The organism is Streptomyces sp. NBC_01352, assembly GCF_036237295.1.
GTDB lineage: Bacteria > Actinomycetota > Actinomycetes > Streptomycetales > Streptomycetaceae > Streptomyces > Streptomyces plumbiresistens.
The window spans coordinates 205,979-230,776 of sequence record NZ_CP108354.1 but is presented as its reverse complement, the minus strand read 5'-3'; the positions used below and the strand labels follow the sequence as shown (position 1 = coordinate 230,776).

At 70.1% G+C, this 24,798-nt stretch carries 22 protein-coding genes and 2 pseudogenes; 10 read left to right on the top strand and 14 right to left on the bottom strand.

The features are described 5' to 3' along the window. Positions 1–278: 278 nt before the first annotated feature. The 3 genes and pseudogenes from OG252_RS01235 to OG252_RS01225 all read right to left on the bottom strand — a co-directional run bounded on the left by OG252_RS01235 (position 279) and on the right by OG252_RS01225 (position 3,348). The gene (locus tag OG252_RS01235) at positions 279–776 is read right to left on the bottom strand and encodes a MarR family winged helix-turn-helix transcriptional regulator (RefSeq protein WP_266452623.1); all 498 of its coding nucleotides are present in this window, start codon (positions 774–776) and stop codon (positions 279–281) included. Positions 777–2,381: 1,605 nt separating this feature from the next. After that, positions 2,382–2,582 carry a hypothetical protein gene (locus tag OG252_RS01230; RefSeq protein WP_266452627.1) on the bottom strand — a complete coding sequence of 67 codons (201 nt, stop codon included), beginning with the start codon at positions 2,580–2,582 and terminating at the stop codon, positions 2,382–2,384. 218 nt (positions 2,583–2,800) lie between these two features. Continuing rightward, positions 2,801–3,348, bottom strand: a pseudogene (locus tag OG252_RS01225) (AAA family ATPase). A 147-nt stretch (positions 3,349–3,495) separates the two neighbouring features. Here OG252_RS01225 and OG252_RS01220 point away from each other — a divergent pair. Both OG252_RS01220 and OG252_RS01215 read left to right on the top strand, forming a co-directional pair. After that, on the top strand, positions 3,496–4,413 hold the full coding sequence (locus tag OG252_RS01220) for an LLM class F420-dependent oxidoreductase (protein WP_329333013.1): 918 nt from the start codon (positions 3,496–3,498) through the stop codon (positions 4,411–4,413). Between the two features lie 201 nt (positions 4,414–4,614). Beyond that, entirely contained in the window at positions 4,615–4,782 is a 168-nt protein-coding gene (locus OG252_RS01215) for a hypothetical protein (RefSeq protein WP_329333011.1), read from the top strand. A gap of 286 nt (positions 4,783–5,068) precedes the next feature. Here OG252_RS01215 and OG252_RS01210 read toward each other — a convergent pair whose 3' ends face one another. Then, positions 5,069–6,091, bottom strand: a complete 1,023-nt coding sequence (locus OG252_RS01210; protein ID WP_329333008.1) for an NADP-dependent oxidoreductase — start codon at positions 6,089–6,091, stop codon at positions 5,069–5,071. Between the two features lie 100 nt (positions 6,092–6,191). Here OG252_RS01210 and OG252_RS01205 point away from each other — a divergent pair, with 100 nt between their 5' ends. The 4 genes from OG252_RS01205 (at position 6,192) to OG252_RS01195 (ending at position 8,095) form a co-directional block, all read left to right on the top strand. Then, a complete protein-coding gene (locus tag OG252_RS01205) occupies positions 6,192–7,127 on the top strand; it encodes a LysR family transcriptional regulator (RefSeq protein WP_329333006.1) in 936 nt (311 codons plus the stop codon). Positions 7,128–7,326: 199 nt separating this feature from the next. Then, complete coding sequence (locus tag OG252_RS52250; protein WP_443068375.1) at positions 7,327–7,746, top strand: LLM class flavin-dependent oxidoreductase; 420 nt, start codon at positions 7,327–7,329, stop codon at positions 7,744–7,746. Further along, complete coding sequence (locus OG252_RS52245; RefSeq protein ID WP_443068374.1) at positions 7,743–7,970, top strand: hypothetical protein; 228 nt, start codon at positions 7,743–7,745, stop codon at positions 7,968–7,970. Before OG252_RS52250 ends, OG252_RS52245 begins: the two co-directional genes overlap by 4 nt. Next, entirely contained in the window at positions 7,967–8,095 is a 129-nt protein-coding gene (locus tag OG252_RS01195; protein WP_329333004.1) for a hypothetical protein, read from the top strand. Before OG252_RS52245 ends, OG252_RS01195 begins: the two co-directional genes overlap by 4 nt. Positions 8,096–8,332: 237 nt before the next feature. Here OG252_RS01195 and OG252_RS01190 read toward each other — a convergent pair whose 3' ends face one another. From OG252_RS01190 to OG252_RS01150, 9 genes are all read right to left on the bottom strand, one after another. After that, on the bottom strand, positions 8,333–11,107 hold the full coding sequence (locus tag OG252_RS01190; protein ID WP_329333002.1) for a fumarate reductase/succinate dehydrogenase flavoprotein subunit: 2,775 nt from the start codon (positions 11,105–11,107) through the stop codon (positions 8,333–8,335). Positions 11,108–11,118: 11 nt separating this feature from the next. Next, positions 11,119–11,904 (bottom strand): ABC transporter ATP-binding protein, encoded by a 786-nt coding sequence (locus OG252_RS01185; protein WP_329333000.1) that lies wholly within the window; start codon positions 11,902–11,904, stop codon positions 11,119–11,121. After that, positions 11,888–12,772, bottom strand: a complete 885-nt coding sequence (locus tag OG252_RS01180) for an ABC transporter permease (RefSeq protein WP_266452637.1) — start codon at positions 12,770–12,772, stop codon at positions 11,888–11,890. Before OG252_RS01180 ends, OG252_RS01185 begins: the two co-directional genes overlap by 17 nt. Further along, a complete protein-coding gene (locus OG252_RS01175) occupies positions 12,769–14,112 on the bottom strand; it encodes an ABC transporter substrate-binding protein (RefSeq protein WP_329332996.1) in 1,344 nt (447 codons plus the stop codon). The genes OG252_RS01180 and OG252_RS01175 overlap by 4 nt, the downstream gene beginning before the upstream one ends. A gap of 36 nt (positions 14,113–14,148) precedes the next feature. Then, positions 14,149–14,376, bottom strand: a complete 228-nt coding sequence (locus OG252_RS01170) for a 4Fe-4S dicluster domain-containing protein (protein WP_053852588.1) — start codon at positions 14,374–14,376, stop codon at positions 14,149–14,151. Positions 14,377–14,475: 99 nt separating this feature from the next. Next, complete coding sequence (locus OG252_RS01165; protein ID WP_329332990.1) at positions 14,476–15,264, bottom strand: GntR family transcriptional regulator; 789 nt, start codon at positions 15,262–15,264, stop codon at positions 14,476–14,478. A gap of 147 nt (positions 15,265–15,411) precedes the next feature. Further along, positions 15,412–15,780, bottom strand: a complete 369-nt coding sequence (locus OG252_RS01160) for a MerR family transcriptional regulator (RefSeq protein ID WP_266452645.1) — start codon at positions 15,778–15,780, stop codon at positions 15,412–15,414. A 46-nt stretch (positions 15,781–15,826) separates the two neighbouring features. After that, positions 15,827–16,861: an MDR family NADP-dependent oxidoreductase gene (locus tag OG252_RS01155; protein WP_329332988.1), complete on the bottom strand. Its 1,035-nt coding sequence runs from the start codon at positions 16,859–16,861 to the stop codon at positions 15,827–15,829. A gap of 114 nt (positions 16,862–16,975) precedes the next feature. After that, positions 16,976–17,146 (bottom strand): hypothetical protein, encoded by a 171-nt coding sequence (locus tag OG252_RS01150; protein WP_329332985.1) that lies wholly within the window; start codon positions 17,144–17,146, stop codon positions 16,976–16,978. A gap of 4 nt (positions 17,147–17,150) precedes the next feature. Here OG252_RS01150 and OG252_RS01145 point away from each other — a divergent pair. From OG252_RS01145 to OG252_RS01135, 3 genes and pseudogenes are all read left to right on the top strand, one after another. Then, positions 17,151–17,780: pseudogene (locus OG252_RS01145) on the top strand (sensor histidine kinase); the annotation flags it as partial. A 438-nt stretch (positions 17,781–18,218) separates the two neighbouring features. Beyond that, positions 18,219–20,201 (top strand): amino acid transporter, encoded by a 1,983-nt coding sequence (locus OG252_RS01140; RefSeq protein ID WP_443068479.1) that lies wholly within the window; start codon positions 18,219–18,221, stop codon positions 20,199–20,201. Positions 20,202–20,460: 259 nt separating this feature from the next. Further along, the gene (locus tag OG252_RS01135; protein ID WP_329332981.1) at positions 20,461–22,749 is read left to right on the top strand and encodes a serine/threonine-protein kinase; all 2,289 of its coding nucleotides are present in this window, start codon (positions 20,461–20,463) and stop codon (positions 22,747–22,749) included. A 371-nt stretch (positions 22,750–23,120) separates the two neighbouring features. Here the strand turns inward: OG252_RS01135 and OG252_RS01130 are convergent, their stop codons facing one another. Then, on the bottom strand, positions 23,121–23,627 hold the full coding sequence (locus OG252_RS01130) for a helix-turn-helix transcriptional regulator (protein WP_329332979.1): 507 nt from the start codon (positions 23,625–23,627) through the stop codon (positions 23,121–23,123). 446 nt (positions 23,628–24,073) lie between these two features. Between OG252_RS01130 and OG252_RS01125 the strand changes: the two genes are divergently transcribed. Then, on the top strand, positions 24,074–24,736 hold the full coding sequence (locus OG252_RS01125) for an alpha/beta fold hydrolase (RefSeq protein ID WP_329332977.1): 663 nt from the start codon (positions 24,074–24,076) through the stop codon (positions 24,734–24,736). Positions 24,737–24,798: the final 62 nt, after the last annotated feature.

Genomic DNA, 24,798 nt, shown 5'->3' with positions numbered 1-24,798 from the left:
TTCGGTTGCCAAGCGAACCGGCGGGCCCCCGGTTCTGGAAGTGGCGGCGGCGTCAGGAGGCGGCATGGGGCTGGGAGTGGCGGCGGTCAGGCGGGCCGCTGCGGAGGCGCCGGGCCCGGCCGCGGCCGCATCAGGGCCCGGGTGGGTGCCGTGGGTTTCGCAGCCGTCGGTGCGCGGCGGCTGATGGGCTGTCTGTGTGCACGCACTGACATCGCATGGCAGGCCCTGTGCGAAGCGCGACCCGCTCGCGACGTCATCGCTGAATAGGATGCTGGTCGTTAGCGATCATTCGACGCCTGCGGCGGGGCCTTCATGGAGTTGCCGGGATTTGCAATGCTCTCCAACGCCCGCGTCAGGGCGTCCAGGTCAACGCCCTCCAAGTGGTCCATCAGGTGACGGCGAATGCTCAAGACATGGGTATCCCGGGCCTGTCCCAGCCTGGCGAGCCCCACATCGGTGAGGATGGCGTTGGCGCCGCGGCCGTCGTCGCTGGCTTGCGCGCGCCGCACCAGCCCGTCGACTTCCAGACGTCCTACCGCGCGACTGATGGCACTCGGTGACTTGTGGCAGTGAGCGGCCAGGTCGGCGAGCCGCAACGTGCGCTCGGGTGCCTCGGACAGGAACATCAGCACGAGGTACTCGGTGTGCGTCATGCGCTCTGCGCGGTTCAGGTCGGCGTCAAAGGCTCGCATCATCGCCGCCACCGCCGGGAGCAGTGCCCTGATCACCGCCTGTTCGTCGCGGCGGAGAGGAGAGACCTTGTCACCCGCTGTCATGTTGCCCATCCTACAGAGTGCGTGCGCAAGCACGAAGTGGGGCTGAGGGGCCGTCGCCGTACCGGGCGAAGAGGCCGCCCATGCCCGCGCCGACGATTGCTGCGGTGACGAGGGAGATCGGGGCCGCGCCGGACTCCGAGGAGGCGTGGAGGCGCCGTGGAGACGTGGATCCCGCCCGACCCCGACGGTGGGTAAGGCCGTGTTTTGCGGGTGGAGCAGAGGGGCGTCGCCGAGCTCGCCGGAGCCGCGGTCGCCCTCGGGGCACTCGGACGCACCTGGCCGATCTGCGCGCCTGGTGCCAGGGGCGCCGGGCTACCGCCTGGCACCGCCAGCCACGTCTACTCGGGTACTCACTTATGGCGTCCAGGTCGTTGCAATCATCGCGGGCGGCGGTTTGGACGCTCCGTCAATAGGCGTCCTTGTCCAGCTTGTTCCACTGCACTCGGTGAGGTGAAGTTCTGCCGCGAGGGTGATGCATAAAGTAGTGACACATTACTCTCTGTGCCCAGGTGCGCCTTGAGGGGCGATCGCTGTGCTGGAAGCGCAGCAGGGCGACAGGAGGTACGGGTGTTATCCGAAGCGTTGTCGGGCTTGGCTGCCGCAGGCGGTACGGCTCTGGTGGGAGCCGTGGCGACGGACGCCTGGCACTCCGCGCGGACAGGCTTCGCGCGGCTGCTTGGCAGGGGCGAGCCTGCGCTGGAACGAGTCGAGTCAGTACGGCTAAGCCGAAGCCACCGTCGCCAAGCGAGCGTTCGACGACTCCGAGCTTGGCCTATCCTGCGAACCACCTCGTGTGCAAGGCCGATTGGAAGCCCTCGTCCTCGGCGGACATCAAGATGAAGCCGTGCACGCATGCTGAGCCGGGAAGCGGGCGTGCGGCGTTCGGCGTCCAGGTGCACAACATTGGCGACGAGGCCCTGGAAGTGTCGGTGGTGGTCGCGTACTTCAGATCGGAGGACCTCCAGACCTGCCCGGTGAAGTCCGACCCCTGGAGGGTCGTAATCGCTCCCGGCGATACCTGGTGGAGCGGCCTCAACTCTTGCTCGGTAGGCCACCTCCATGGATCTGCTGTGCAGTCTGCGGCGTGGGCGGTAACAGGGAACGACGCCGATCCGCGGCAAACTGCGGAACACCAGAGCTCGCCGACTGTCAGTATCAAGTCGGACGGTACGGTCGTCGTCAAGCAGTGAGCGGACCTTGGACTTGGGCCGCATGCGGTCGACGTGGAACGATTGTGCGCAGGATGGGAGACTCGCAGTAGCAACCTGTCGACGAGCCCGAGCAGGGGCTCGCGCAGGGCGTCATCGGTCCAGTGCGCGTGCACTCGTGCATATCGGCGTGTCTCATGGGCGTCAGAGCACCGACGAGCAGGGCTCGTCGAAGAGCTGAGCGACGAGGGCCTCCAACGGCTCGACAACGCCGCTGCCCGCAGCCGCAGCCACGCCAGCTTCAGCGACCGGTGCGCCAGTAGGTAGATCCACGAGCAACGCATGGCCTTCGATCATGTTCGAGAACGACAGCCCTCACCCAGCGGAGTGCCGCAAGCCAAGGGAAGAAACGAACCCGGTTTGCACGCGGGACAGGCTCGAGCTCATCGTCGGTGGCTCAGTCCTGGATGTAGCGGATCGGGACTGTAAGCCGTGTCCCTGACTCGGTCTGATAGGTAATCTCGTCGCCGACCTCCCGCCAGAGCAGAGCCCTGCCGAGGACGGAATCCGGGGTGAGCGATTCGGTGTCGCGGGACTTGAGCGCGACGATCTCGTAGACGGTGATGCCTACTTCGTCCTCGCCCTCGATACCGATCAAGCATCTGGTGTCACGAGGTGCCCACCGCTGTGGTTCGGGTCCGGGGATGCGTGGGCCAGGACGAGGCGGAGGTAGTCGCGGCGCTTCTCCAGATGCAGGCGGCGCCGTCTGCCCGCCTGCAGTTGCGATGACCGGGACGAGGAGTCCACTGCGATGATTTCGCATCCGGCTGAGCCAATGCCTCGTAAATGCGCCCAAGTTCGTCCTGCACCCAGCGATCAGCGTTCACCGACAGCCGTTCGACCGGAAGACGGGGATCCCGCACTGTCCTGGTGTCGGCCGTCGGTTTCTTCGTCGCGCCGCGCGGGAACCCTCCGACCCGCGGTGTCCACCACAGCACGCTCGCGGTGCCACGGCTCGTACTTTCGCTCGACGATCTGTTCCCAACCCGGCAGCGGCAGGTCCGGGATGTCGACCGACCGCGAGTCCACACGCCGCCGGTGCTCGACCGGATCCGAGCAGATGACCTCGACCTCGACGCACGGCACGCCCGCCCGCACCGCTGCGTCGCGCCACGCGTCGCGAGTCACCGCAAGGGGTTCACCGACTCGGCGACCACGGACAGCCCTTGCCGCAGATGCTGCTCGGCGAGGGCGTACCCGACGACGTAACCCGCCGGTCCGACGGGATGACGGGCCAGGCCGGAGCGGACCAGCGCCTGCTCGATGGTGTCGACCCGCAGGTGAACCGCGCCGGTGCGGCCGACCAGGAGACGGGCCAGCGTGGTCCTGCCGGTGGCGGGAAGACCGCCGAGGACGACGAGCATGGGTTGTCCCTTCCGGAGCGCTCCCACGCGGCACCCTTGACCACCAGCCGGCGGGGCGGGGACCATCCGGGGCGCGCGACGTGCCAGCCACGAACTTGTCATACGCGAGCAGGAATGCCAGTCGCGAGCAAGCCGGTTGCCTAGAATATGACCATCGGATTAGTGCTCCCTCACCAGAACCGGATCGACACTACGGTGCAGCTCGCCCGGGAGGCCCACGAGGCCGGACTGCGTTCTGTGTGGTTCGGGCAGACCTTCTCGTACGACTCCCCTTCGCTGGCCGCGATCATTGGCCGCGAAGTGTCCGGACTGCACGTCGGAACAGCTGCGATCCCCATCTTCGGCCGCCATCCGCTGCTCCTGTCCAGCCAGGCCCAAACAGCCCAGGCGGCCACCGGCGGCCGCTACCACCTCGGGCTCGCGCTCGGCACCAAGCAGCTGACGGAGGCCGGTTTCGGCATCCCGTACGAGCGCCCCATCCGTCTGCTCCGCGAGTTCCTCACAGCTCTGCGCCAACTCGTCGAAACGGGCAGCGCCGACTTCCACGGAGAGCTGCTGACCGCCACCACACCATTGCCGGCGACGGTGCCGGGCGCCGAACCGCCGGTGCCCATCCTGGTCGCCGCCATGGGACCGCAGGCGCTTCGCGTCGCCGGCGAACTCGCGGACGGCATCCTTCCGTACCTGGCCGGCCCGCGCGCGCTCGCCGAGCACATCGTCCCGGCCGTCACCGCCGCGGCCGAGGCGGCGGGCAGGCCGGCGCCGCGCATCGTGGCATTCGTGCCCGGCGTGGTCACCACTGACGCCGAGGCGGTGCGGGAGACCGCGACAGAGGCGCTCGCGTTCTACGAGCGGTTCCCCTCCTACCAGCGGGTCATCGGGCTTTCCGGGGGCACCCGGGCCGCCGACCTGGCCGTGATCGGGGACGAGGAGGCCGTCGCCGCCGAGGTACGGCGGTACCGGGAGGCCGGGGCGACGGAGGTGGTGTTCACCACGACGGACCTGGGCAGTGAAGCCGACCGGCGCCGCACCTGGAAACTGCTCGGAGAGCTGGCCACTGGCTGAGGCGCCGGACACGCCGGACTGCGTGTTTCTCCAGACCCGCTTACGGGTGCCTCGTCCTGGGAATCGGCGTCGCTCTGGCCGGGCAGCGGTCGCGCTCTCCGTGCTGCTTGCAGCGCTGCCGGTGGCACTCGACGGAACGCAGCTGGTGGCCGGCGCCGCCTTCGGGCTCACATCGAGGAACTGCAGCGCACCGCGAAGCCCGTGTCCGAGGCGCTGGTGTCGATCGCAGCCGTCCTCGACAGCCCTCCTCCGCGGCCACTCAGCGCGTTCGTCGAGGAGTACGAACTGGACGTGCACGCGGCGGACTTCGGCCCCTCGGCCGCGCGTCGGCTGCACGATCTCACCGAGGAGTTCCCGGCGGCGCACTGACCTCGGCGATGCACGCCGCCTCGGCATGCGGTCGCGGCACCGCCGCAGCCGACGCCGGAACCGCCCGTCGCGTGCGCCGACAGGGAAGCGAACGTCAAGTGGCCGGGCACGAACCGGAAGGCGTGGAAGAGTGGAAGAGGTGATGGCTCTGTCCGAGCATGGATCGACATCCTGCCGGCCTCCGAGCACGACCGGCTGACATCGGCGGAGGGCCGGCACCACGCTCGGACAGGCCCAAGAACTCCCCGGCCCGCACGGGCGGGCGCGATCGAGTCGCTCGACCTCGTCACCGAACATCGGCTGTTTGCGTGCGGTCTCGCACGATGATCTTGCCGATGTTCTCACCGCGCAGCATGCCCAGGAACGCGTCCACGATGCGCTCGAACCCGTCGACCACCGTCTCGTCCGGGGCGATCCGGCCGCTCTGCAGATGTGGTACCGCGAAGTCGTACAACTCCTCCTGCACATCACGGTAGTTGCTGACCAGGAACCCCTCCATGCGGATGCTCTTCTCCACGATGTCCGCGTGGTTGAAGCGCGGCGGCGGCGCGTCTGGGGTGTTGTACTGGCTGATCGTGCCGACGCGGACGATGCGTCCGAACTCGCGCAGTGCTCCCACCGCCGCGGTCAGTTGCAGGCCGCCGACGTTGTCGACGAACACGTCGATGCCGTTCGGCGCGGCCTTGGCCAGCAGGGCGGCGGCGGGTCCCTCGTGGTAGTCGAAGACGGCGTCGTAGCCGACCTCCCGCGTGAGATGGTCGGCCTTCGCTGCTGAGCCCGCGCTGCCCACGAGTAGTCCGGCGCCGAGCAGCCGGGCGAACTGCCCGGTCGCCGTGCCGACCCCGCCCGCCGCGGCCGACACGAACAGGTCCTCACCCTTCTGAAGCCGGGCGATGCGGGTCAGGCCCACGTAGGCGGTCAGGCCGGTGCCACCGAGGATGCTCAAGTACGCGGTCAGGGGCACGCCGTCGAAGCGGGGGAGCTGCCGGATCTCCTCGGGCGAGACAACCGCGTGCGTGCGCCAGCCCTTCCGGTGGAACACGATCTCCCCCTCGGCCAGCCGAGGCGTGCGCGAGGCGATGACCCGCCCGATGGTGCGGCCCTCCAGCGGTGCGCCGAGCGTGAAGCCGCCGGGCACGTCATCCATCATCTCGCGGTGATAGGGGTCGACGGACCAGTAGAGGTTCTTCACCAGCGCGCTGCCGACCGAGGGGTCGGGAAGCGTGGACTCGACGAAGGTGAAGTGGTCGGCGGTGGGAAAGCCGTGCGGGCGGGCGATCTGGTGCACGGTGAGCGCGGTCTCGTTCATGACCGGACCGTAGGGCGGGAATGCGCCTGGTGGGCAGCCGGTTGGGCTCATGCGACACCCCGTTCCATGAGCAGTTCTCATACATTGAGGTGAGCGCCCCGTGGCCCGCACGACCGCCTCCGATCTCGCCCCGCACGAGTTGCGCGTCCTGGTGGCGGTCGCGGACACCGGCGGCTTCTCGGCCGCGGCCGGGACACTCGGTATGACCCAGTCCGCGGTCTCCCACTCGGTTCGCGGCAGCGAGCGCAAGATCGGTGCCGTGCTCTTCGAACGCGGCCGCGCCGGCGCCCGCCCCACCCCGGCCGGAGAACAGGCCGTGGCATACGCCCGCCGCATCCTGCGTCTGCTGGACGTCCTGACCGCTGAGGCACGTGGTGCGGCCCGGTCCGACGCGGCGGAGGGGCCGCTGCGGATCGCGGCCTTCCGCAGCGCTGCTCTTCACCTGCTGCCGCCCGCGCTTGAGCGGCTGCGCGCCCGGCATCCCGGGATCGAGCCGCGGGTGCGGGTCGTACGCGAGGTGGGGCGCGGCACCGCGGGTGAAGTGGCCGACGGGAAAGCCGACATAGCCATCGCCACACTGGGCGGCTCCACGCCGCTTCCGCCGGGCCTTGTCGCAAGCGGACTCCTTGAGGAGTCGTATGCCCTGGTACACGTGGCGGGCCACGCAGCCCCGCGTTCGCTGCCCCTGGTCGACTGGGCTGAAAACTGCGGCTCGTACACCCGCGACTGGTGGGCGGCACAGGACTGGATCCCGAACGCGACCATCGAAGCCGAGGACGACGGAGCCGTGCTCTCCTTGGTGAGCGCAGGTCACGGGATGGCGATCATGCCCGCCCTCTCCTTGGTCGGAGCGCCGAACTCGGTCGGGATCACCGATCTGGGATCTGAGCGCCCGACACGCCAGGTCGGCTACGTCATCGCCTCTGAACTGGCCGGATCCGCCGTCGTGCGCGCCTTGGTGAGGGAACTGCGGGCCACGGTCCTCCAGGGGTGTGGGCATTCTCCTCCGCGAGGCTCGATCAGGCCGAGTGCGTGACCCGGGCGGCGCAGAGGAGTGAGACCAGATGCCACGAGCAGAAGGCTTACGGCGACTTCCTCGACAAGGATGCCCGCTACCGCCGGACCGGCGAATTCCCGGAAATCGTCCGGGGGTTGTGGCAGGCGAAGACGGTCGACCTGGCGGGTGAGCACCTCCGGGGTCGAGGAGGCGAAGCTGGCCCGGCTGCCCGAACCCGGTGCCGGAGGTGTACTTCGGCGGGTCCTCGCCCATCGCCGGGGAGTTCGCGGCGAAACACGTCGACGTGTACCTCACGTGGGGCGAGCCGCCGGCCGCGGTCGCCGAGAAGATCGCCTGGATCCGAGGGCTGGCGGCCAAGGAGGGCCGCACGCTGCGCTTGGGGATCCGGCTGCACGTCATCACCCGCGACACCCCCGAGCAGGCCTGGGCGGAGGCGAAGCGTCTCCTGGAGGGCTTCGACCCGGAAAACGGTGCGAACGGTCCAGGCTGGGCTCGCCCACGGCGAGTCCGAGGGGCAGCAGCGGATGCTCGCCCTGCACGGCGGCGGCCGCGACCGTCTGGACATCCACCCCAACCTGTGGGCCGGCATCGGCCTGGTCCGCGGCGGCGCGGGCACCGCCCTGGTCGGCAGCCATGACGAGGTCGCCGAGCGCATCAAAGGAGTACCACGCCCTCGGCATCGACGAGTTCGTGCTCTCCGGCTACCCGCACTTGCGGGAGGCGTACTGGTTCGGCGAGGGCGTCCTGCCACGGCCTCAGGCGCGCGGGCTGTGGAGCCATCCGTTCCGCGGCGCGACGGCCGCACAGCCCGTCGCTCAGATCTCCTTCGCGGACGCCGGGAGCCGGCGACGACCCACGTGATCGCCGACGACGCCGAGGCGGTCGCTCTCGCCGTCGAGCCGGCCGCCGAGTTCGCCCGCGAGGCCGCCCTCCGTGACGCGGGACGCATCACCCCCGGAGAGGTGGTCAAGCTGATGTCCAGCTGAGAAGTTCTGGGCTTGGCCTTGGCGGGCGGCGGGGCCGGGCGCAGCCGTCCGACGACGACGCCTGATGCGATGCCGATGGTACGGGCGAATGCCGGATCGAAACCACCAGCTGGCCCGACCTCGGCGCACAGTCGCAGAAGCTCGGTCAACCTGCGCTTGGTTTGTGAGGGCCCTTGTCCGCATGGCCCACCTCGCTGCCCGCGCTCCGGAGCTGTCGTCTCCGTCGCAGCGGTTGGGTCACAGTGCCCGGGCCGCGTAGGCCCTGACGTCCGCGTCCGGGTCCGTCGTCGCCGTGGCCAGGGCCGCTCGGGCGTCCTCGGTGGCACGGTGCCGGGTCAGTGCCGTCACGGCGGCCTTGCGGACGTCGGCGTTCGGGTCGGCGAGGGCTTTGGCGAGGGCGGGTACGGCGAGGCCGGGGGCCGCGAGGGAGAGGGCGGTGCCGGCGCCTGCCCGGACCTGCCAGGCCGGGTCGGACAGGGCTGCCTCCGCGCGCGCGGCCAGGGGTGTCGGGCAGCCGGTCGTGCCCAGTGCTTCATAGGCGGCCGCACGCACCAGGGCGTCGGGATCGTCGATGAGCTCGGTGAGGGCCGAGAGGACCATGTCGGGTCCGGGGCTAGCCGACGTGGTGCCGTCGGGCTGTCCTGCGGTCACGGTGGCCAGGGCCTTGGCGATGGTGACGCGGACCTCGCGGGACGGGTCGGCGGTCGCCGCGCGGGCCAGCTCCCCGGCTGCGTCGACCGACACGAGTGCTCGCACGGCCGCGATACGCACGGCGATGTCCGCGTCCGACAGGGAGCCCGTGAACAGCCCGGTGTCACCGAGGCGCAGAGCACGCAGGACGTCGAGTGCGGCGGCACGGGCGACGGGGTCGGCTTCGGACAGGGCGGCGACGAGGCCGTCGTGCAGGGCTGGTTCAGGGTCCAGCGTCTCGACCAGTTCGCGAAGTGAGGCGGCTGCGGCAGCGCGGACGCCGGCGTCGGGGTCGGCGAGCGTGGCGGCCAGTGCCGGTCCGGTGCCCGGCGGCACCGTCTCCGTCAGCACGGTGACGGCCGTTCGGCGAACGGTGGGCTCGGGGTCGGTCAGGTAAGGGGTGAGGGCGGAGAGCCGGGGCTCGTCCTCTGCGAGGGAGAGGAGCTCGAGCAGGCGCGGTGTGGCCGGCGTGTCCGTGTCGGTACCGGGGCGGGCGGTCGTATCGGTCAGGGCGTGCTCCGGCCGTATCGCCACAGGGGCCGCTTCCCGGGCGCCCGCGGTCGCCACCTGTTCCGGGTGGACCTCGCCGAGGCGGCGGGAGGGTCCGCCGACCGCGGTGAGACCGTCGACGGGCACCAGATAGGGAGCCACGGGACGCGCCGTGAACTCCATCGCACCGGTGGGGGACTTGCGCAGGTCGAGGTGGTGGAACCAGGACGCGTCGTCACGGTGGGGGTGGTCGAGGCGGTCGTGGTAGAGGCCCCAGCGGGACTCCGTGCGGGCCAGGGAGGCCCGCGCGGCCATCTCCGCGCAGTCGCGGATGAAGGTGACCTCGGCGCAGCGCATCAGCTCGTGCGGGGTGCGGGCGCCCATCGCGGCGATGTCGTCGCGCATCCGCTCGAAGGCCTCCAGGGCCAACGACAGTCGCGCGCCGGACTTCGGCGGGGCCACGTAGTCGTTCACGAAGCGGCGCAGCTTGTACTCGACCTGGGGTTGCGGCGGGCCGTCCGGGTTGCGCAGCGGGCGGTAGATCAGCTCGTGCGCCTCCTGGAGCTGGTCGAGGGGCAACTCCCCTTCGTACGGCGTGTACTGGGACGCGTCCGCGCCCGCCAGGTCCCCGAAGACGAACGCGCCGATCATGTAGTTGTGCGGGACGCAGGCCAGGTCCCCGGCGGCGTACAGGCGGGGTACGGTCGTACGGGCGTGGTCGTCGACCCGCACTCCCGAGGCCGAGTGGCCGCCGCACAGGCCGATCTCGGAGATGTGCATCTCGACGTCATGGGTGCGGTAGTCGTGGCCGCGGCCCGAGTGGAAGGTGCCTCGGGTCGGGCGCTCGGTGGAGTGCAGGATGGACTCCAGGGCCGAGATCGACTCCTCCGGGAGGTGGCTCAGCTTCAGGTAGACCGGGCCCCGGTCGCTCGCGACTTCCTCCGCGAACTCCGCCATCATCTGGCCCGACCAGTAGTCGGAGTCGACGAAGCGTTCGCCGTGCCGGTTGACCTGGTAGCCGCCGAAGGGGTTGGCGACGTAGGCGCAGGCGGGACCGTTGTAGTCCTTGATCAGCGGGTTGATCTGGAAGCACTCGATGCCGGTCAGCTCGGCGCCTGCGTGATACGCCATGGCGTAGCCGTCGCCCGCGTTGGTGGGGTTCTCGTAGGTGCCGTACAGGTAGCCGGAGGCGGGCAGGCCGAGGCGGCCGCAGGCGCCGGTCGCCAGGATGACCGCGCCGGCGCGGACGGTGACGAAGGCGCCGGTGCGGGTGTGGAAGCCCACCGCACCCACGGCACGCCCTTCCGCTGTGAGTACGCGCACCGGCATCACCCGGTTCTCGATCCGGATCCGCTCCCGCATCTCGCGCCGCCGCAGCTGCCGGTACAGGACCTTCTTGACGTCCTTGCCCTCCGGCATCGGCAGCACATAGGAACCCGAGCGGTGGACCTGGCGGACCGCGTACTCGCCGTGCTCGTCCTTCTCGAACTTCACACCGTACGACTCCAGCCGCTGCACCATCGCGAAGCCTCGGGTGGCGGTCTGGCGGACGGTGGACTGGTCGACGATGCCGTCGTTGGCGCGGGTGATCTCGGCGACGTAGTCGTCGGGTTCGGCGCGGCCGGGGATGACCGCGTTGTTGACGCCGTCCATGCCCATGGCCAGTGCGCCTGAGTGGCGTACGTGCGCCTTCTCCAGCAGCAGGACGTCCGCGCCGTGCTCGGCGGCGGTCAGGGCCGCCATGGTGCCGGCGGTGCCGCCGCCGATGACAAGGACGTCGCAGATGATCTCGTCCGCGTCGGTGAGGTCCGGGATCTGCAGGGGGGTGTCCACCAGGGTGCCTTTCAAGAACCGAGTGACGTGAGGACTTCGCGCCGCAAATCGATACGCGCCGGATCGTCGTGGGCGGCGCGCTCGCGCGGGCGCGGTACGTCCCGTACGGCGATCAGGCGGCCCGCGCCCAGCAGGGCCACGCGGTCGCCGAGGAAGAGGGCCTCGTCCACGTCGTGGGTGACGAAGACGACGGTGGCGCGCGTGCCGCGCAGCACCTCCACCAGCAGGTCCTGCATGCCGGCGCGGGTCTGGGCGTCGAGGGCGCCGAACGGTTCGTCCATCAGCACGGCACGAGGGCCGGCGGCCAGGGCGCGGGCCAGCTGCGCGCGCTGACGCTGGCCACCGGAGACGCGGTGCGGCCAGCGCCGGGCGTGCTCGGCGAGTCCGACCCGGTCGAGCCATGCCTCGGCCTGGGTACGGCGTTCTGCGCGGGACAACCCCTTGATGGCGAGGGGCAGTTCGACGTTCGCGCGCAGGGTGCGCCAGGGGAGCAGGGCGTCCTCCTGGAACACGAGGGCGCGTTCGGCGGACGGGGCGGTCAGGGGGCGTCCGTCCTGCGTGATCTCTCCGGAGAGCAGGGGCAGAAGGCCGGCCAGGGTGCGCAGGAGGGTCGACTTGCCACAGCCGGAGGAGCCGACGACGGTCAGGATCTCTCCGGGGGCCACGTCAAGGTGCACGTTGTTGAGCACGGGCGCGCCGGGGCGTCCGAGAGCGGCGTCGTGCAGGGCGAGGCGGGTGCCAGTGCCGGTGCCGGTGCGGGTGCGGGACGGTGAGCGGACGTCAGACGAGCTGGTCATGAGACGCGTCCTCCTTGGGCCTGGGGCCGACCGGTGCGGGGGAGGGGGCTTCGCGCGTCCGCCGCGGGACGCGCGCGCCGGGGACGTACGACGTGCGCGGCAGCCAGCGGGTCAGGCGGCGGCCCAGGAGTTCCACGGTCATGGAGGTGAGCCAGCCGAGGACGCCGATCGTGACCATGCCGACGAAGACGCCCGGGTAGTTGACGATCGTGTAGTCCTGCCAGGTGCGGTAGCCGACGCCGTACTGGCCGGAGATCATCTCGGCGGAGATCACGCAGATCCACGAGACGCCGATGCCGACCGACAGGCCGCCGAAGACGCCGGGCAGGGCGCCCGGCAGGACGACCGAGCCGAGGATGCGCCATCGGCCGCCGCCCATCGTCAGCACGGCCTCCTCCCACACGGGCGTCAGCGCACGGACGGCGTGCCGGGTGGAGACCAGGACCGGGAAGAAGGCGGCGGTGAAGGTGATGAAGACGATGCCCTGTTCGTTGGAGGGAAACAGGAGGATCGCCACGGGGACCAGGGCGATGGCCGGGATCGGGCGGACCACCTCCAGCAGTGGACCCAGCAGGTCCTCGGCCAGCGGGGAGCGGGCCATGAGCACGCCCCCGGCCACACCCAGCACCGCCGCCAGCAGGAAGCCGGTGAGGATGCGGGTCAGGCTGTCGGTGAGGTCCGTCCAGTAGTCGGCCCCGGCGAGGCGGTCGGCGAAGGCGCGGGCGACGTCGGTGACCGTGGGGAACTGCGAGAACCGCAGCCACAGGTCGACGTCCAGGCTGGTCAGGAGCTGCCACAGGCCGAGGGCCGCGGCGAGGGCGGCCGCCCGCAGTGCGTACCGGGCGGCTCGTGGTGCGGGCCGGTTCACGAGACACGCTCCAGGGCGTCGGCGTAGGTGATGACCCTTGCCCCTTCGTGCCGGTCGACGTACGCCTGCGCGGTCGCCGGGGCGACGAACGGCAGCAGCTTCTCGCCGTCGGCCACCCACACCGCCTTGTCGGCGAACCAGAGGGTGCCGGTGGTGGCGTCGGGGACGTAGGCGGCGCGGATGCCATCGGGGTGGGCGGCCACGTAACTGAGCAGCTGCGCCGGGGACTTGAAGGTCCTGGTCTCCTGGGCGCCCTTTGGCCACGCCTCGCTCGCGGCGGCGGGCGGCGTGGCCGCGAGCTGCTTCCCGTACGACGCCCCGAGCGCCTTCTTCACGTACTGGTCGTCGACGAACGCGTCCACGTCCACGTCGCCGGTCAGCTTCGCCGCCTTCAGGACCGACACGTCCTGCTTCAGCGCGGAGACGAGCTGCGGCTTGACCGCCGGGTCGAAGGTGGAGATGCCGTGGGCGCCGTTGTAGAGGTAGACGACCTCGGCGGGCAGGCCCGTGGCCTCGGCGACCTTCTCGGCGGCGGTGACGGGGTGGGCGTTGAGGTAGTCGGTGGCCTGTGCCTGGGCCTTGAGGAACGCCTCCAGGACGGCCGGTCGGTCCTCGGCGAAGTCCTCGCGGGCGGTGACGCCGTGGAAGGTGGGCAGGTTCAGCTGGGCGCCGTCGTACAGTGCCTTCGCCTTGCCCTGGTAGGTGAGCAGGCCGGGCCAGGCGACGAACTGCGACAGCGCGTCCGCGCTGCCCGCGGCCAGAGCCGAAGCGCCCACCGCGGGCTGCTGGTTGAGCTTCTCGATGCCGTCGTTGGGGTCGATGCCGGCGCGTTGCAGGGCCCGCACAAGGGTGCCGTCGGCGGCGGAGCCGACGCTCGTGGAGACCTTCTTTCCCTTCAGGTCCTTCAGGGAGCTGAGCCCCGAGTCGGGTGCGGTGACGATGGTGTTGAGGCCACCGCGCAGGTTGTAGCCGGTGACCGAGACCAGGTGGGTGGGGCGGTTCAGCTGCTTGCCCCGGGCGGCGTTGATGAGCAGCGGGAAGTCGCCCATCGAGCCGATGTCGATCTTCCCGGCGGTCATCTGGGCAGTGATGGGGGCGCCGGTGGCGTAGTCCTGCCAGACGACCTTGTAGGTGACGCCGTCGCCGAGAGAGGTCAGCTGCTTCTCGAAGTAACCGAGGGAGCGGAGCAGGGTGCCGGCTGTGACCGTGTTGATGGTCTTGGACTGGTAGCCGACGGTGACGGTGACCGTGGAGCTGTCGCCGGCCTCGGCGTCACCGCCGCAGGCGCTGAGCGGGAGCAGGAGGACGACTGCGCTTGCTGCGACTGCCGTGCGTTTCATGGGTGTTCGGCCTCTCACCGGAGCAGGTCAAGGGGGTCAGCGGAGCAAATAGGGCATGTTGACCGTGACGGCTCCGGTGGGACAGCGGGCCGCGCACGGACCGCAGTACCAGCACTCGTCGACGTGCATGTACGCCTTGCCACTGCTGGTGTCGATGGCGAGGGAGTCCAGCGGGCACATGTCCACGCAGAGCGTGCAGCCGTCGATGCACTTCGACTCGTCGATGGTCACGGGCACGTCGGCCCGCTGGGGCACCAAGGGCATGGCTGTCTCCAGGAATGTCGCGCGGTAGGTCTTGTTGCACGTGTTGCTGCGGGTCTTGCTGCGGGTCTTGCTGCGGGTCTTGCCGCGGGGAGGGCGGTGTCAGAGGGAGCGGTGCAGCAGGCCGCTCATCGTGATGCGGTCGCCGCGGAAGCGGATGAACTCCAGGTCTACGGGGCGCCCGTCGGCGAGGTGCGTGAGGCGTTCCAGCATCAAGACGGCCGCACCGCGCGTGGCCTGAAGCACGGCGGCGGAATGGGCGTCCGCGTTGACCGCCTCCAGCGTGATGTCGGCGTGTCCCAGGCGCTGGCCGGTGAGGGACTCCAGGAGGCGGAAGACGTCGGTGTTCTCCAGGTCGCAGCCGAGCAGGTCGGTGCCGATGTCCAGGGGGATGTAGGTGAGGTCCAGGGACAGGGGGAGGCCGTTCAGGCTGCGCAGGCGTTCGATGTAGAGGACGTCCGTGCCGGGTGGGATGCGGAGGCGCTCGGCGACCGGGGCGGGGGCCAGGACCGGGCCCATGGTGCGGACCTCGTTGGTGACGCGGCCGTGTTCGTGCAGGGTCTCCGCGAGGCCCATCAGCCGGTCGAGCCCGTGGGGGTACTTCTGGGCGACGACCACCGTGCCGACGCCGGGGAGGCGCTCCACCAGGCCCTCGGCGCGCAGGAGCTCGAGGGCCTGACGGACGGTGTTGCGGGAGGCCCGGTACTCGGTGGCGAGGGTCGACTCGTGCGGCAGGGTGCCGGCCGGGAAGCCCCCGGTGAGGAGCTGGTGACGCAGGAGATCGGCGAGCTGGCGTGCCTGGTCCGCGCGCAGCCGACGCCGCGTGCGCTGGGCGGCGACGGTGGGCGCGCCCTGGCCGGCGTGGTCTCGGATGCGGTCGGTGGGTGGCATGTTCGGGACCATACCTATCCGGTAGGGATGGTGGTGTTGCGGAAGTGTTGCGCCACCTGACACATCGCCGGATACGTCGCTGACCTGGGATTTCGGTAGACGGGAGGGAAGATCTGCCAGGGTCCGCCGACACCGTATGGGAAGGGCCTACGTCCGTTCGGTCCGCTGCGCCAGCCGGGCGCGCAGCCGGCTCAGGCGGTCGATCTCGGCGTCGATGGCCGCCAGCCTGCGCTCGACCACGCCGGAGCCGGGGGAGGCCGCGTCGGCGTTCGCGCAGCGCCGCCCCGGATCCTCGACCAGGAGCTGGATCCGGTCGGCGATGCATCGCAGGTCCTCGACGGTGAGACCGAGGCCGAGCAGTTCACGGATGACACGGACTCGGGCGATCTCGTCGGGCCCGTACCGGCGTTGGCGCGTGGCCGTGCGCGGTGGTGGGGGCAGCAGGCCGCGTTCTTCGTAGAACCGCAGGGCCCGTGGAGTGGTCCCGGCAGCTGCCGCCGCGTCTCCGATCCGCATGCCGACCTCCTTCTCCACGGCGCCGCGAGGCGTCGGCCGGGGGCGCCTACTGTGGCGGCAGCTCCACGACGACCGTGCCGAAGTGCCGCCCCTCGAACAGTTCCTGCAACGCTCGAGGAGCCCGTTCGATGCCCGGGATCCGCACCTGCGGAAAGGCGATCTCACCGGAGCGCAGCCAGGAGCCGAACCTGGTAGCCCACTCTTCCGCCACCCCGGGGTGGTCCACGCCGCTGTAGCCCCGCAGTGCGATCCCATGGGTGATGACGCGGTAGGAGTCGATGTCGGCCGGCGCGCTGCCGCCGCCCCCGTCCGGTGACAGTTGTCCGGACAGCGCGCCGACCAGAGCGAAGCGGGCACCGCGGCGCGCTGCCATGAGTGCCACCGTCAAGTGTTCGCCGCCCACGGTGTCCACCAGGACATCGATGCCCTCGGGCGCCGCTTCCCTCAGTTGCCCGGCGAGCGTGGCGGACGGGGAGCCGGGCACCACCACCGCGTCATAGCCCAGTTCGGTGCGCAGCCGATCGGCCTTGGCCGGGGAACGGGTACTGCCGATGACTCTGCCGGCACCCAGCAGCCTGGCGACCGGACCCGCCAGGGTGCCCACCGCGCCGGCCGCCCCGGTGACGAAGACCGTGTCGCCGGGGCGGATCTCGGCGAACCGGGTGAGCGCGCCGTAGGCGGCCGCTCCCGAGGACAGGTGGGCCACCGGGTCGGGCAGCACATCGCCGATCGGGGTGCACTGGTCCGCCGCGAGCAGCGTGTGCTCGCGCCAACCGAGCAGGTGGGTGACGGCATCTCCCGGCCGAAGCGGGCTGCCGGAGCCCGCGGCGACGACCTCGCCGACGGCGGGACCGAACAGGACGTCACCGGCGTGGATCGGCGGCAGCGGTATGCCCTCGACCTTTCCACCGATGAGGGTCCGCAGCCCGGGGAAGACGAGGAAGTACTGGTTCCGCACGACGACTTGTCCGGGGCCGGGAGCGGTCACCGGTTGTGTGACGACGGCGAAGTGCTCAGGGCCGGGCAGCCCTTTCGGGACGGCGGCGAGCCGGATCTCGCGGGTGGCAGAGGGCAGGGCCATGTGGAGCTCCTGGTCGGGGCGCGAGGGGTGTGGCGGGGCCGGCCGGTCGTGGTCGGCGCGCAGACGCTAACCCTTGACGTGCGCGTCAAAGGCAAGGCGGCCGCCGCTTGTCGCTCACGCCGCCGCCCTCAGCGGCCGACGTTCGCTGAGCGCGGCGGAGAACTGGTCGACGACCTGGTCCAGCGCCTCTCGCGTGCCCGGCTCCACGACGATGCCGCCGACCTGCCGTACGTCGATGTGCTTGTCCAGGACGAACCAGCCGGGCGTGATGTGGGTGGGGCCCATGGATGCTGCGGTCACCTCCCTGCGCACGGACGACCTCGGGTGGTCGGAAGTGGACCAGGCGGAGCTGCTGCAAGGCATCGAGGAGGGCGCCGACCGCCTCAATGGCCTCGTCGGCAACATCCTCGACATGTCCCGCCTCCAGACCGGCACCGTCACCCCGATCATCCGCGAGACCGATGTCGACGAGGCCATCCCGATGGCCCTCGGCGGCGTCCCCTAAGGCAGGGTCGACCTGGACATCCCCGAAACCCTGCCCATGGTCGCCGTTGACCGGGGCCCCATGGAGAGGTCCGTCGCCAACATCGTCGAGAACGCGGTGAAACACAGCCCCCACGGCACCCAGTCCTGGCTCGGCGAGCGCCATCGCCAGACCGGGTGGAAGTGCGCGTCGTGGACCGCGGCCGGGGCGTCCCCGACGAGGCCAAGGACCGCCTCTTCGAACCCTTCCAGCACGCGGCACCGGAGTCGGCCTCGGGCTGGCGGTGGCCCGCGTCTTCGCCGAAGCCATCGGTGGCACCTCCAGGCCGAGGACACACCCGGCGGCGGCCTCACGATGGTGCTGAGCGTCCCAATGGCGGCGGCGGCCCACCGCCCGCCGCCGGAAGCGGACGTGCCGGTGCCCGCCACGTCATAGCCTCACTGACGGTCGAAACCAAAGGCACCACGGCGTTCTTGCGCCGTCCTCGCCATGATCGTCGGCGTGTCTACATGAAACTTCGACCGCATGGCTGAACTGACCTGGCGCTACGGCTGTCCCGGCCGTCCTCACGGTCAATCGTGGCCATCTGCGCCCTCATCCACCGTGCTATGCGCCGCAACAGAGCGCTCTGATCAGGCCTGCACCGGGCCAGCGGCCGCTCGAGCACCAGCCGGCGCCCTGAGTCCGAGTCTCCGGCCGGAGCCGGAAGAACAGTGACGTGCGGCGGCCGCTGGGGCGGTGTGTCCTGCTGGTCAGGTGTGGGGTGGGAGGCGCTTACGGTAGACCGGATAGTCGATGATCGCCTCGATGGTGTCCGTGTGCCGCGCTTGCCAGCGTTGGCCCTGAGGGTGTGAAAAGAAAGTGATGGGGGACATGCAGGACGGAAAAGGGCCCGCTGTGCCGGAGGTGGTGGACAGTCCCGCTCTGCGGACCCAGTCCACGAGTGGGTTTGCGCGGTGGCTGCTGCGTCATCGGGTGCAGCCGGTGGGGCCGGCGGCGGGGGAGGGGCATGCGGAGCCGCATTCGTGGTGGAAGGTGATGTGCCTGACGGGGGTCGACTACTTCTCCAGCCTGGCCTACGTGCCGGCCATCGCCGCGCTCGCGGCCGGGGCGGTTTCTCCGCTGGCAACGCTGCTGATCGTGGCCTTGACTCTGCTGGGGATGCTGCCGATGTACCGGCGCGTGGCGAAGGAAAGTCCGCACGGGGCCGGGTCGGTGGCGATGCTCGAGGACCTGTTGCCGTTTTGGTGGGGCAAGCTGTTCGTGCTGGTCCTGCTCGGCTTCGTCGCCACCTCGTGGATCATCACGATCACTCTGTCTACGGCCGACGCCTCCGTGCACGTGGTGGAGAACCCTTTCTTCCCGCAGGCTCTGCACGGCCATGAGGTGGCCCTCACGGTGGCGCTGCTGGTCGTCCTCGGCGGAGTGTTCCTGCTGGGGTTCAGCGAGGCGGTCATGGTGGCCATTCCGCTGGTGGGGGTCTTCCTGGTGCTCAACGCCGTCATCATTGCCGTCGGCCTGACCGATGTGTTCACCACGGCCGGGGCACTGTCGGTTTGGACGGATGCGCTCGCGGACACCGGAGGCGGATTCGGTGACCTGGCGGGACCGGCTCTGCTGGCGTTTCCGCTGCTGGTACTGGGCCTGTCGGGTTTCGAGACCGGGGTGAGCATGATGCCGCTGGTCGCCGCCGACGGCAAAGATCCCGAACAGCGCCTGCAGTCGCGGATCCGCAACACCCGCAAGCTGCTGACCACCGCCGCCCTCATCATGAGCGTCTACCTGCTGGCCGCCAGTTTTGTGACCACCGTGCTCATCCCCGAGGAGGAGTTCGAGCCGGGCGGGGCCGCCAACGGCCGCGCGCTCGCCTGGCTGGCCCACGAACATGTCGGCGAGGCGTTCGGCACTGTTTACGACGTCAGCACCATCCTGATCCTTTGGTTCGCCGGCGCCTCGGCAATGGCGGGACTGGTCAACATCGTGCCCCGCTACCTGCCCGACTACGGCATGGCCCCCGAATGGGGACGGGCGGTCCGCCCCGTCGTCATCGTCTACACCGCCGTGTCCATCGCCATCACCATCGCCTTCGACGCCGACGTCGACAAGCAAGCCGGCGCATACGCCACCGGCATCCTGGCCATGATGGTCTCCGGAGCCTTCGCCGTCACCGTCTCCGTGATCCGCCGCCGCCGGCGCCTGGCGGGCGCCGGGTTCGCGGCGCTCACCGCGATCCTGCTCTACGCCCTGGTGGCCAACATCGTCGACAAGCCCGACGGTATCGCGATCTCCGGCGTGTTCATCGCCGGCATCATCGTCGTCTCCCTCATCTCCCGCATCTCGCGCACCACAGAACTGCGCGCCGACCGCATCGTCTTCGACGCGGCCGCCCGACAGTTCATCACCGACACCCTCGCCCACGACCAGGCCATCAACATCATCGCCAACCGCCGTCAGGCCGGTGACGCCGCCGAGTACGCAGGCAAGGAAGACGAACAGCGCCACACCAACCCGGTCCCTGGGCGAGCCGACGTCCTGTTCCTGGAGATCGACGTGATCGACCCTTCCGACTTCAGCGAAGCCCTCACCGTCCGCGGTGTCGAAGTCGACGGATACCGCATCCTGCGCGCCGACGCCCCAGCAGCGCCGAACGCCATCGCCGCGATCCTCCTGGCCCTGCGTGACGCCACCGGCGTCCAGCCGCACTGCTACTTCGCCTGGGCCGAGGGCAGTCCCCTGGTGCACATGTTCCGCTACTTCCTCCTCGGCCGCGGCGACACCGCCCCCGTCACCCGCGAGATCATCCGCAAACACGAACCCGACCCCGCCCTCCGCCCCGGCATCCACGTCGGGGGCTGACCCCCGCCGTCCACCCGATACCGCAGCCGGGGCAGAGCGCGGGCAGTGCGCCAGGCACGCCGTTCGCACACGTGGGCCGTGCCTGGCCCGCTGCACGGCCTGGGGGAGAGATACCACCGGCGCGGTGGTCGCAGGCGCCCCGATGGGTCGCCTCCGTGCTGTCTGCCGACGCGGCCGGCGGAGCCGCGAGCGCGCACATCGAGGGTCTACGATCAACGCTGCCGAGAGAAGACCGCTTACCGCCGGGGGACTTGGGGCTGTGGACGACCGGGATCTGGTACTCGCTGACCGCTACCGCTTGGTGCGCCCACTGGGGCGCGGCGGGATGGGGGAGGTGTGGGAGGCGCAGGACGCCAGTCTGCGGCGGCCGGTCGCTGTCAAGGTGATCTCGGTCCTTGCGGGTGGCGGCAGTCGGGCCGACGAGGCGCGCGCCCGGTTTCTGCGGGAGGCGCGGATCACCGCCGCGCTTCAGCATCCCCATATCGTGACCGTCCACGACCTCGGGGAGGCAGCCACCGGCGAGGGTACGACGCCGTTCCTGGTGATGGAACTGCTCCGGGGCGAGGGCTTGGACGCCGTTGTCCGGCGCGGGCCTGTCGGCGAGGAGGAGGTGGCGCACTGGGGGGCGCAGGTGTGCGACGCGCTGGGTGAGGCGCATGGCGCCGGCATCCTCCACCGCGACATCAAACCGGCGAATCTGTTCGTCGCGGCCTCGGGCAGCCTGAAGGTGCTCGACTTCGGGATCGCCCGCGCCGTCGACGCCTCGGCTACCGGTGACCGGCTGACCCACACCGGGTTCATCGTGGGCACGGCCGCGTACATGGCACCGGAGCAGGCACGCGGGCGCCCCGAGCAGCGCAGCGACCTGTACTCCCTGGGGTGTGTGCTGTTCGAACTGCTCACCGGGCGGCTGCCGTTCGTCGCCCCGGACACCCTTGGGTATGTCACGGCGCACCTTCATGATCCGGCCCCCGCGCCGAGCAGCCTCGTGCCCGGCGTCTCCGCTCCGTGGGACCGCCTGGTCGGTCGGCTGCTGGCCAAGGACCCGCGCGAGCGCTACGCATCGGCCGCTGTGCTCGCCGACGAGCTGCGGCGCTTCGGTGGTGTGCGGCAGGCCGTACCCGCGGCCCGTCGCTACACCCCCACCGTCGCCGACCGGGAGGAGCTCGGGGCGAGTTCACCGCCTCCGGCCGCCTCCGTGTCCGACGATCTCGCGGCGGTATCTACGGTTCAGGCGCCTGCCGGGCGGTCCAGTGGAACAGGCATGAGCCGGCGCAGCCTGCTCCAGAGGGGCGCGGGCGTCGCCGCGGTCGCGGTCGCCGGAGGGGCGGCGGCTGTGTACCTGACCGGCGACCCCAAGCGGGACCCGGTCGCCTGGTCGCAGAAGATCGCAGACGTCGACGTGATCAACTCCGACGGTCCGGACGTCGTCCTGGCCGATGGCCGGTGTCATGTGGCCGCCGGTCACTACTACAAGGAGACTGCCGCGCTCCATACCTTCGACCTTGCGACCGGCAAGCGTCTGTGGAAGGCGTCCCTCAACAAGGCCTGGGCCCGGCAAACACGCTTCGCGGTCATCGGCGGCATGGTCCTCGCCCTGACCCAGAACTCCGATTACAAAGGCGGACAGGTGCACGCCTTCGACGCTGCCACCGGCGAGCGCCGGTGGCAGCTGCCGGTCTCCGCCGGCGCCTCGGGGCTGGATGTGCACCGGCCCAGCGGCCTGCTGATCACCGGAGAGGGCGGTTCGGTGACTGGGATCGATCCGCGCACCGGCCATACGCGATGGGGGATCGACGTATCCTCCCCCTACGACGCCACATGGATCCTGGCCGGCGACCTGATTCTCTGCAGCGGAGGAGTCGCAGTACTCGGCAAGACGGGCGAGAAGCTGTGGACACGTTCCGGCTTTCAGCCGCAGGGTGACCTGGCGCAGCCCCTGGGTGAGGGCCTGCTCTGCTACGAGTCCGGCAAGACGGTCCCCGTCGACCTCGTCTGCCGTAAGGCGGACACAGGTGAGGTGATGTGGCGGAGCCCGTTCCAGAGGACCAAACCGGACACCTTCAGCAGCGGGGCCTTCCAGCCGCTCGACGAGTTGGTGTCGGACACCACGGTGTTCCTCCCGCTGGCCGCAGGGTCCCGCCGGAAACCGACCGCACTGAACGGACTCACCGGCGAGCAGACCTGGACCTACGGCAGTACGTACCAGGAGGTTGGCCTGAGGGAACGGGCGACGACGAGCGTGCCGGGCGGGTTCGTCCTGCCCACGGGATCGGGACCGGTGTGCCTGGCCGCCGACGACGGCACAGAACGGTGGCACGCCGATACTCAGCGAGTGCAGACCACCAGCGCATACGCCCTGCTCTCCGGGACGGAGCAGGCACGGGTGTTCCAGCGCTGGACCAGCGTGCGGATCGTCGGAGTGGAGCACGGCCGCACGCTCTGGACAGGCCAGTTCGACAGCACGGCCATGAGCGAGCCTGCCGCGAGCGGCAACTCCATCGTGGTCCTCGACGGCAGCGGCACCCTGTGGGCGGTGCGCGTGTGACCTTTTGGCCCGGCGGGAGAGCGGCCACTGGCACTGACTGACCTGTGTGCGGCAGTCGCCGTACGTGTCTTCCGCCGGGACATCGCGCTGTTCGGGCGGCACCTCCGCAGCGTGGACCGAGCTGGTTCAGAAGGTTGGTTGTGTCGCTTTTCGGAGGGTCCTGGCACAGATGCTGGGGACTGGTAGGGGAGCGTCACCGCGGTGTTCGGTTGCGAGCGTCGGGTCAGCGTGAGACCGCGTACGCCCTGCCGTCCGACAGGCTGAAATGACGCTCCGTCAAGACGGTCACGGTCACGGTCGCCCCTGTGGTCCGTTGTGGCCGGTGACGGTGCTGGTCATTCTGGGAGCGGAAGGCCACGGCCAGCCTGGAGTCAGGACCCTCGAACGGGGCTCTGGCGGATGGCTCGGTAGCGGCCTGGAGTAGTGCCGATGATGTTGGTGAAGGCGGCGATGAAGCTGCTCGGGTTGGCCCATCCGCAGGCATAGGCGGTTTGGGTGGTGTCGTGGCCGTCGGCGAGGAGCACGAGCGCGTGGTAGATGCGTAGTTGGGTGCGCCACTCATAGAAGGTCATGCCGAGTTCGTTGCGTAGCAGCCGGCTGAGGGTGCGGGAGCTGGCTCCGATCTTCTTCCCGAGTTCGGTCAGCGAGGCGTTGTCTGCCGGCCTCTGGGACAGCATGCGAGCGAGGGACTGCAACCGGTCGTCCTGTGGCTCCGGCAGGTGCAGTGGCTGCTCCTGGGTTTCCCGGAGTTCATCGACGAGGACCCGAAGGAGGCGAGAACGGGCGGCGCGGCTGTGGGCCGGCGGGGCGTGGTCGTAGTTGTGCGGCCCGGTCAGGGCGAGCAGGACCTCGCGCGCGAGGCCGGAGGCCAGGAACACGGCGGGTCGGTCTGGTATGCGCCGAGCCAGGGATGGCGCAAGAAAGACGATCCGCATATCGGTGTCGCCGTGGGCGCGGTGCTGGTGCGTGCATCCGGCGGGGGTCCAGGCGATCCGGTTGGCGGGGACGATTGACGTCCCGCGGCCGGTATGAACTGCCAAGACGCCGGTGGCCGCGTAAACCAGGTGTCCACGTGCGTGCGACTGCACGGCGCTTGCTGCGCCGGACAGCCAGAGGTGCCGTCCGCCAGACGGCCACACATCTGACGTTACGGTGGCGGTTCTCCGCGGTTGGCGGCGATCAGGCATCATGCGGCAGTTTATCGGTGGTCAGCCATGCCCCAAGGTGATGACCTGGAGTGGTCGTGAGCCGCGGACAGTGCGCCACAGAACCACACACCATTGGGGGCGCTCCTCGATGCCGTGGCTGAAGAGAGGAGAAGCCCATGGCGACGTTCGTCCTCGTGCCCGGAGGTTGGCACGGCTCGTGGTCATTCGAGGCGGTGGTTCCGCTGCTGGAGCGTGCCGGTCACACCGTTCACGCCCTGACCCTGACCGGTCTACGGCCCGACGACGACAATGCGACGGTTGCGACCGCCAACCTTGACACTCACGCCGACGACGTCTTGCGCCTCCTCGATCGCGCTCACATCACCAGCGCGACGCTGGTCGGTCACAGCTACGGCGGGATGGTGATCTCCGCCGCCGCCGACCGTGCCCGCGGCCGGGTCTCACGACTCGTGTATCTCGACGCCTACGTACCGCGCAACGGCGAGTCGTGCTGGTTGTCGACCACCGAGCGCTACCGACAAGCGTTCATCCTCGGCGCTGCCAGCACCGGTTACGCCGTGCTTCCGCCTGCCGGTGGCGATCCCCGCCGCCGTCCCCATCCGCTCGCCTCGTTCATGCAAACGATCCGGCTTACCGGTGCCGTCGACCATGCGCCCCGCCGTGAGTTCGTCTACTGCTCCGGATGGGAAGACCGCACCCCCTTTACTGAAATCCGCACCCGACTCCAAGCCGATCCGGAGTGGCAAGTGCACGACCTCCCAACCGGCCACAATGCGATGCGTGAAGCCCCGGGTGCTGTCGCCGAACTACTGACGTGAGCAGTCCCGAGTGACGCACCGCGGCAGCCCATTGAGCCCAGAAGGACGCGAACGACGCGTAT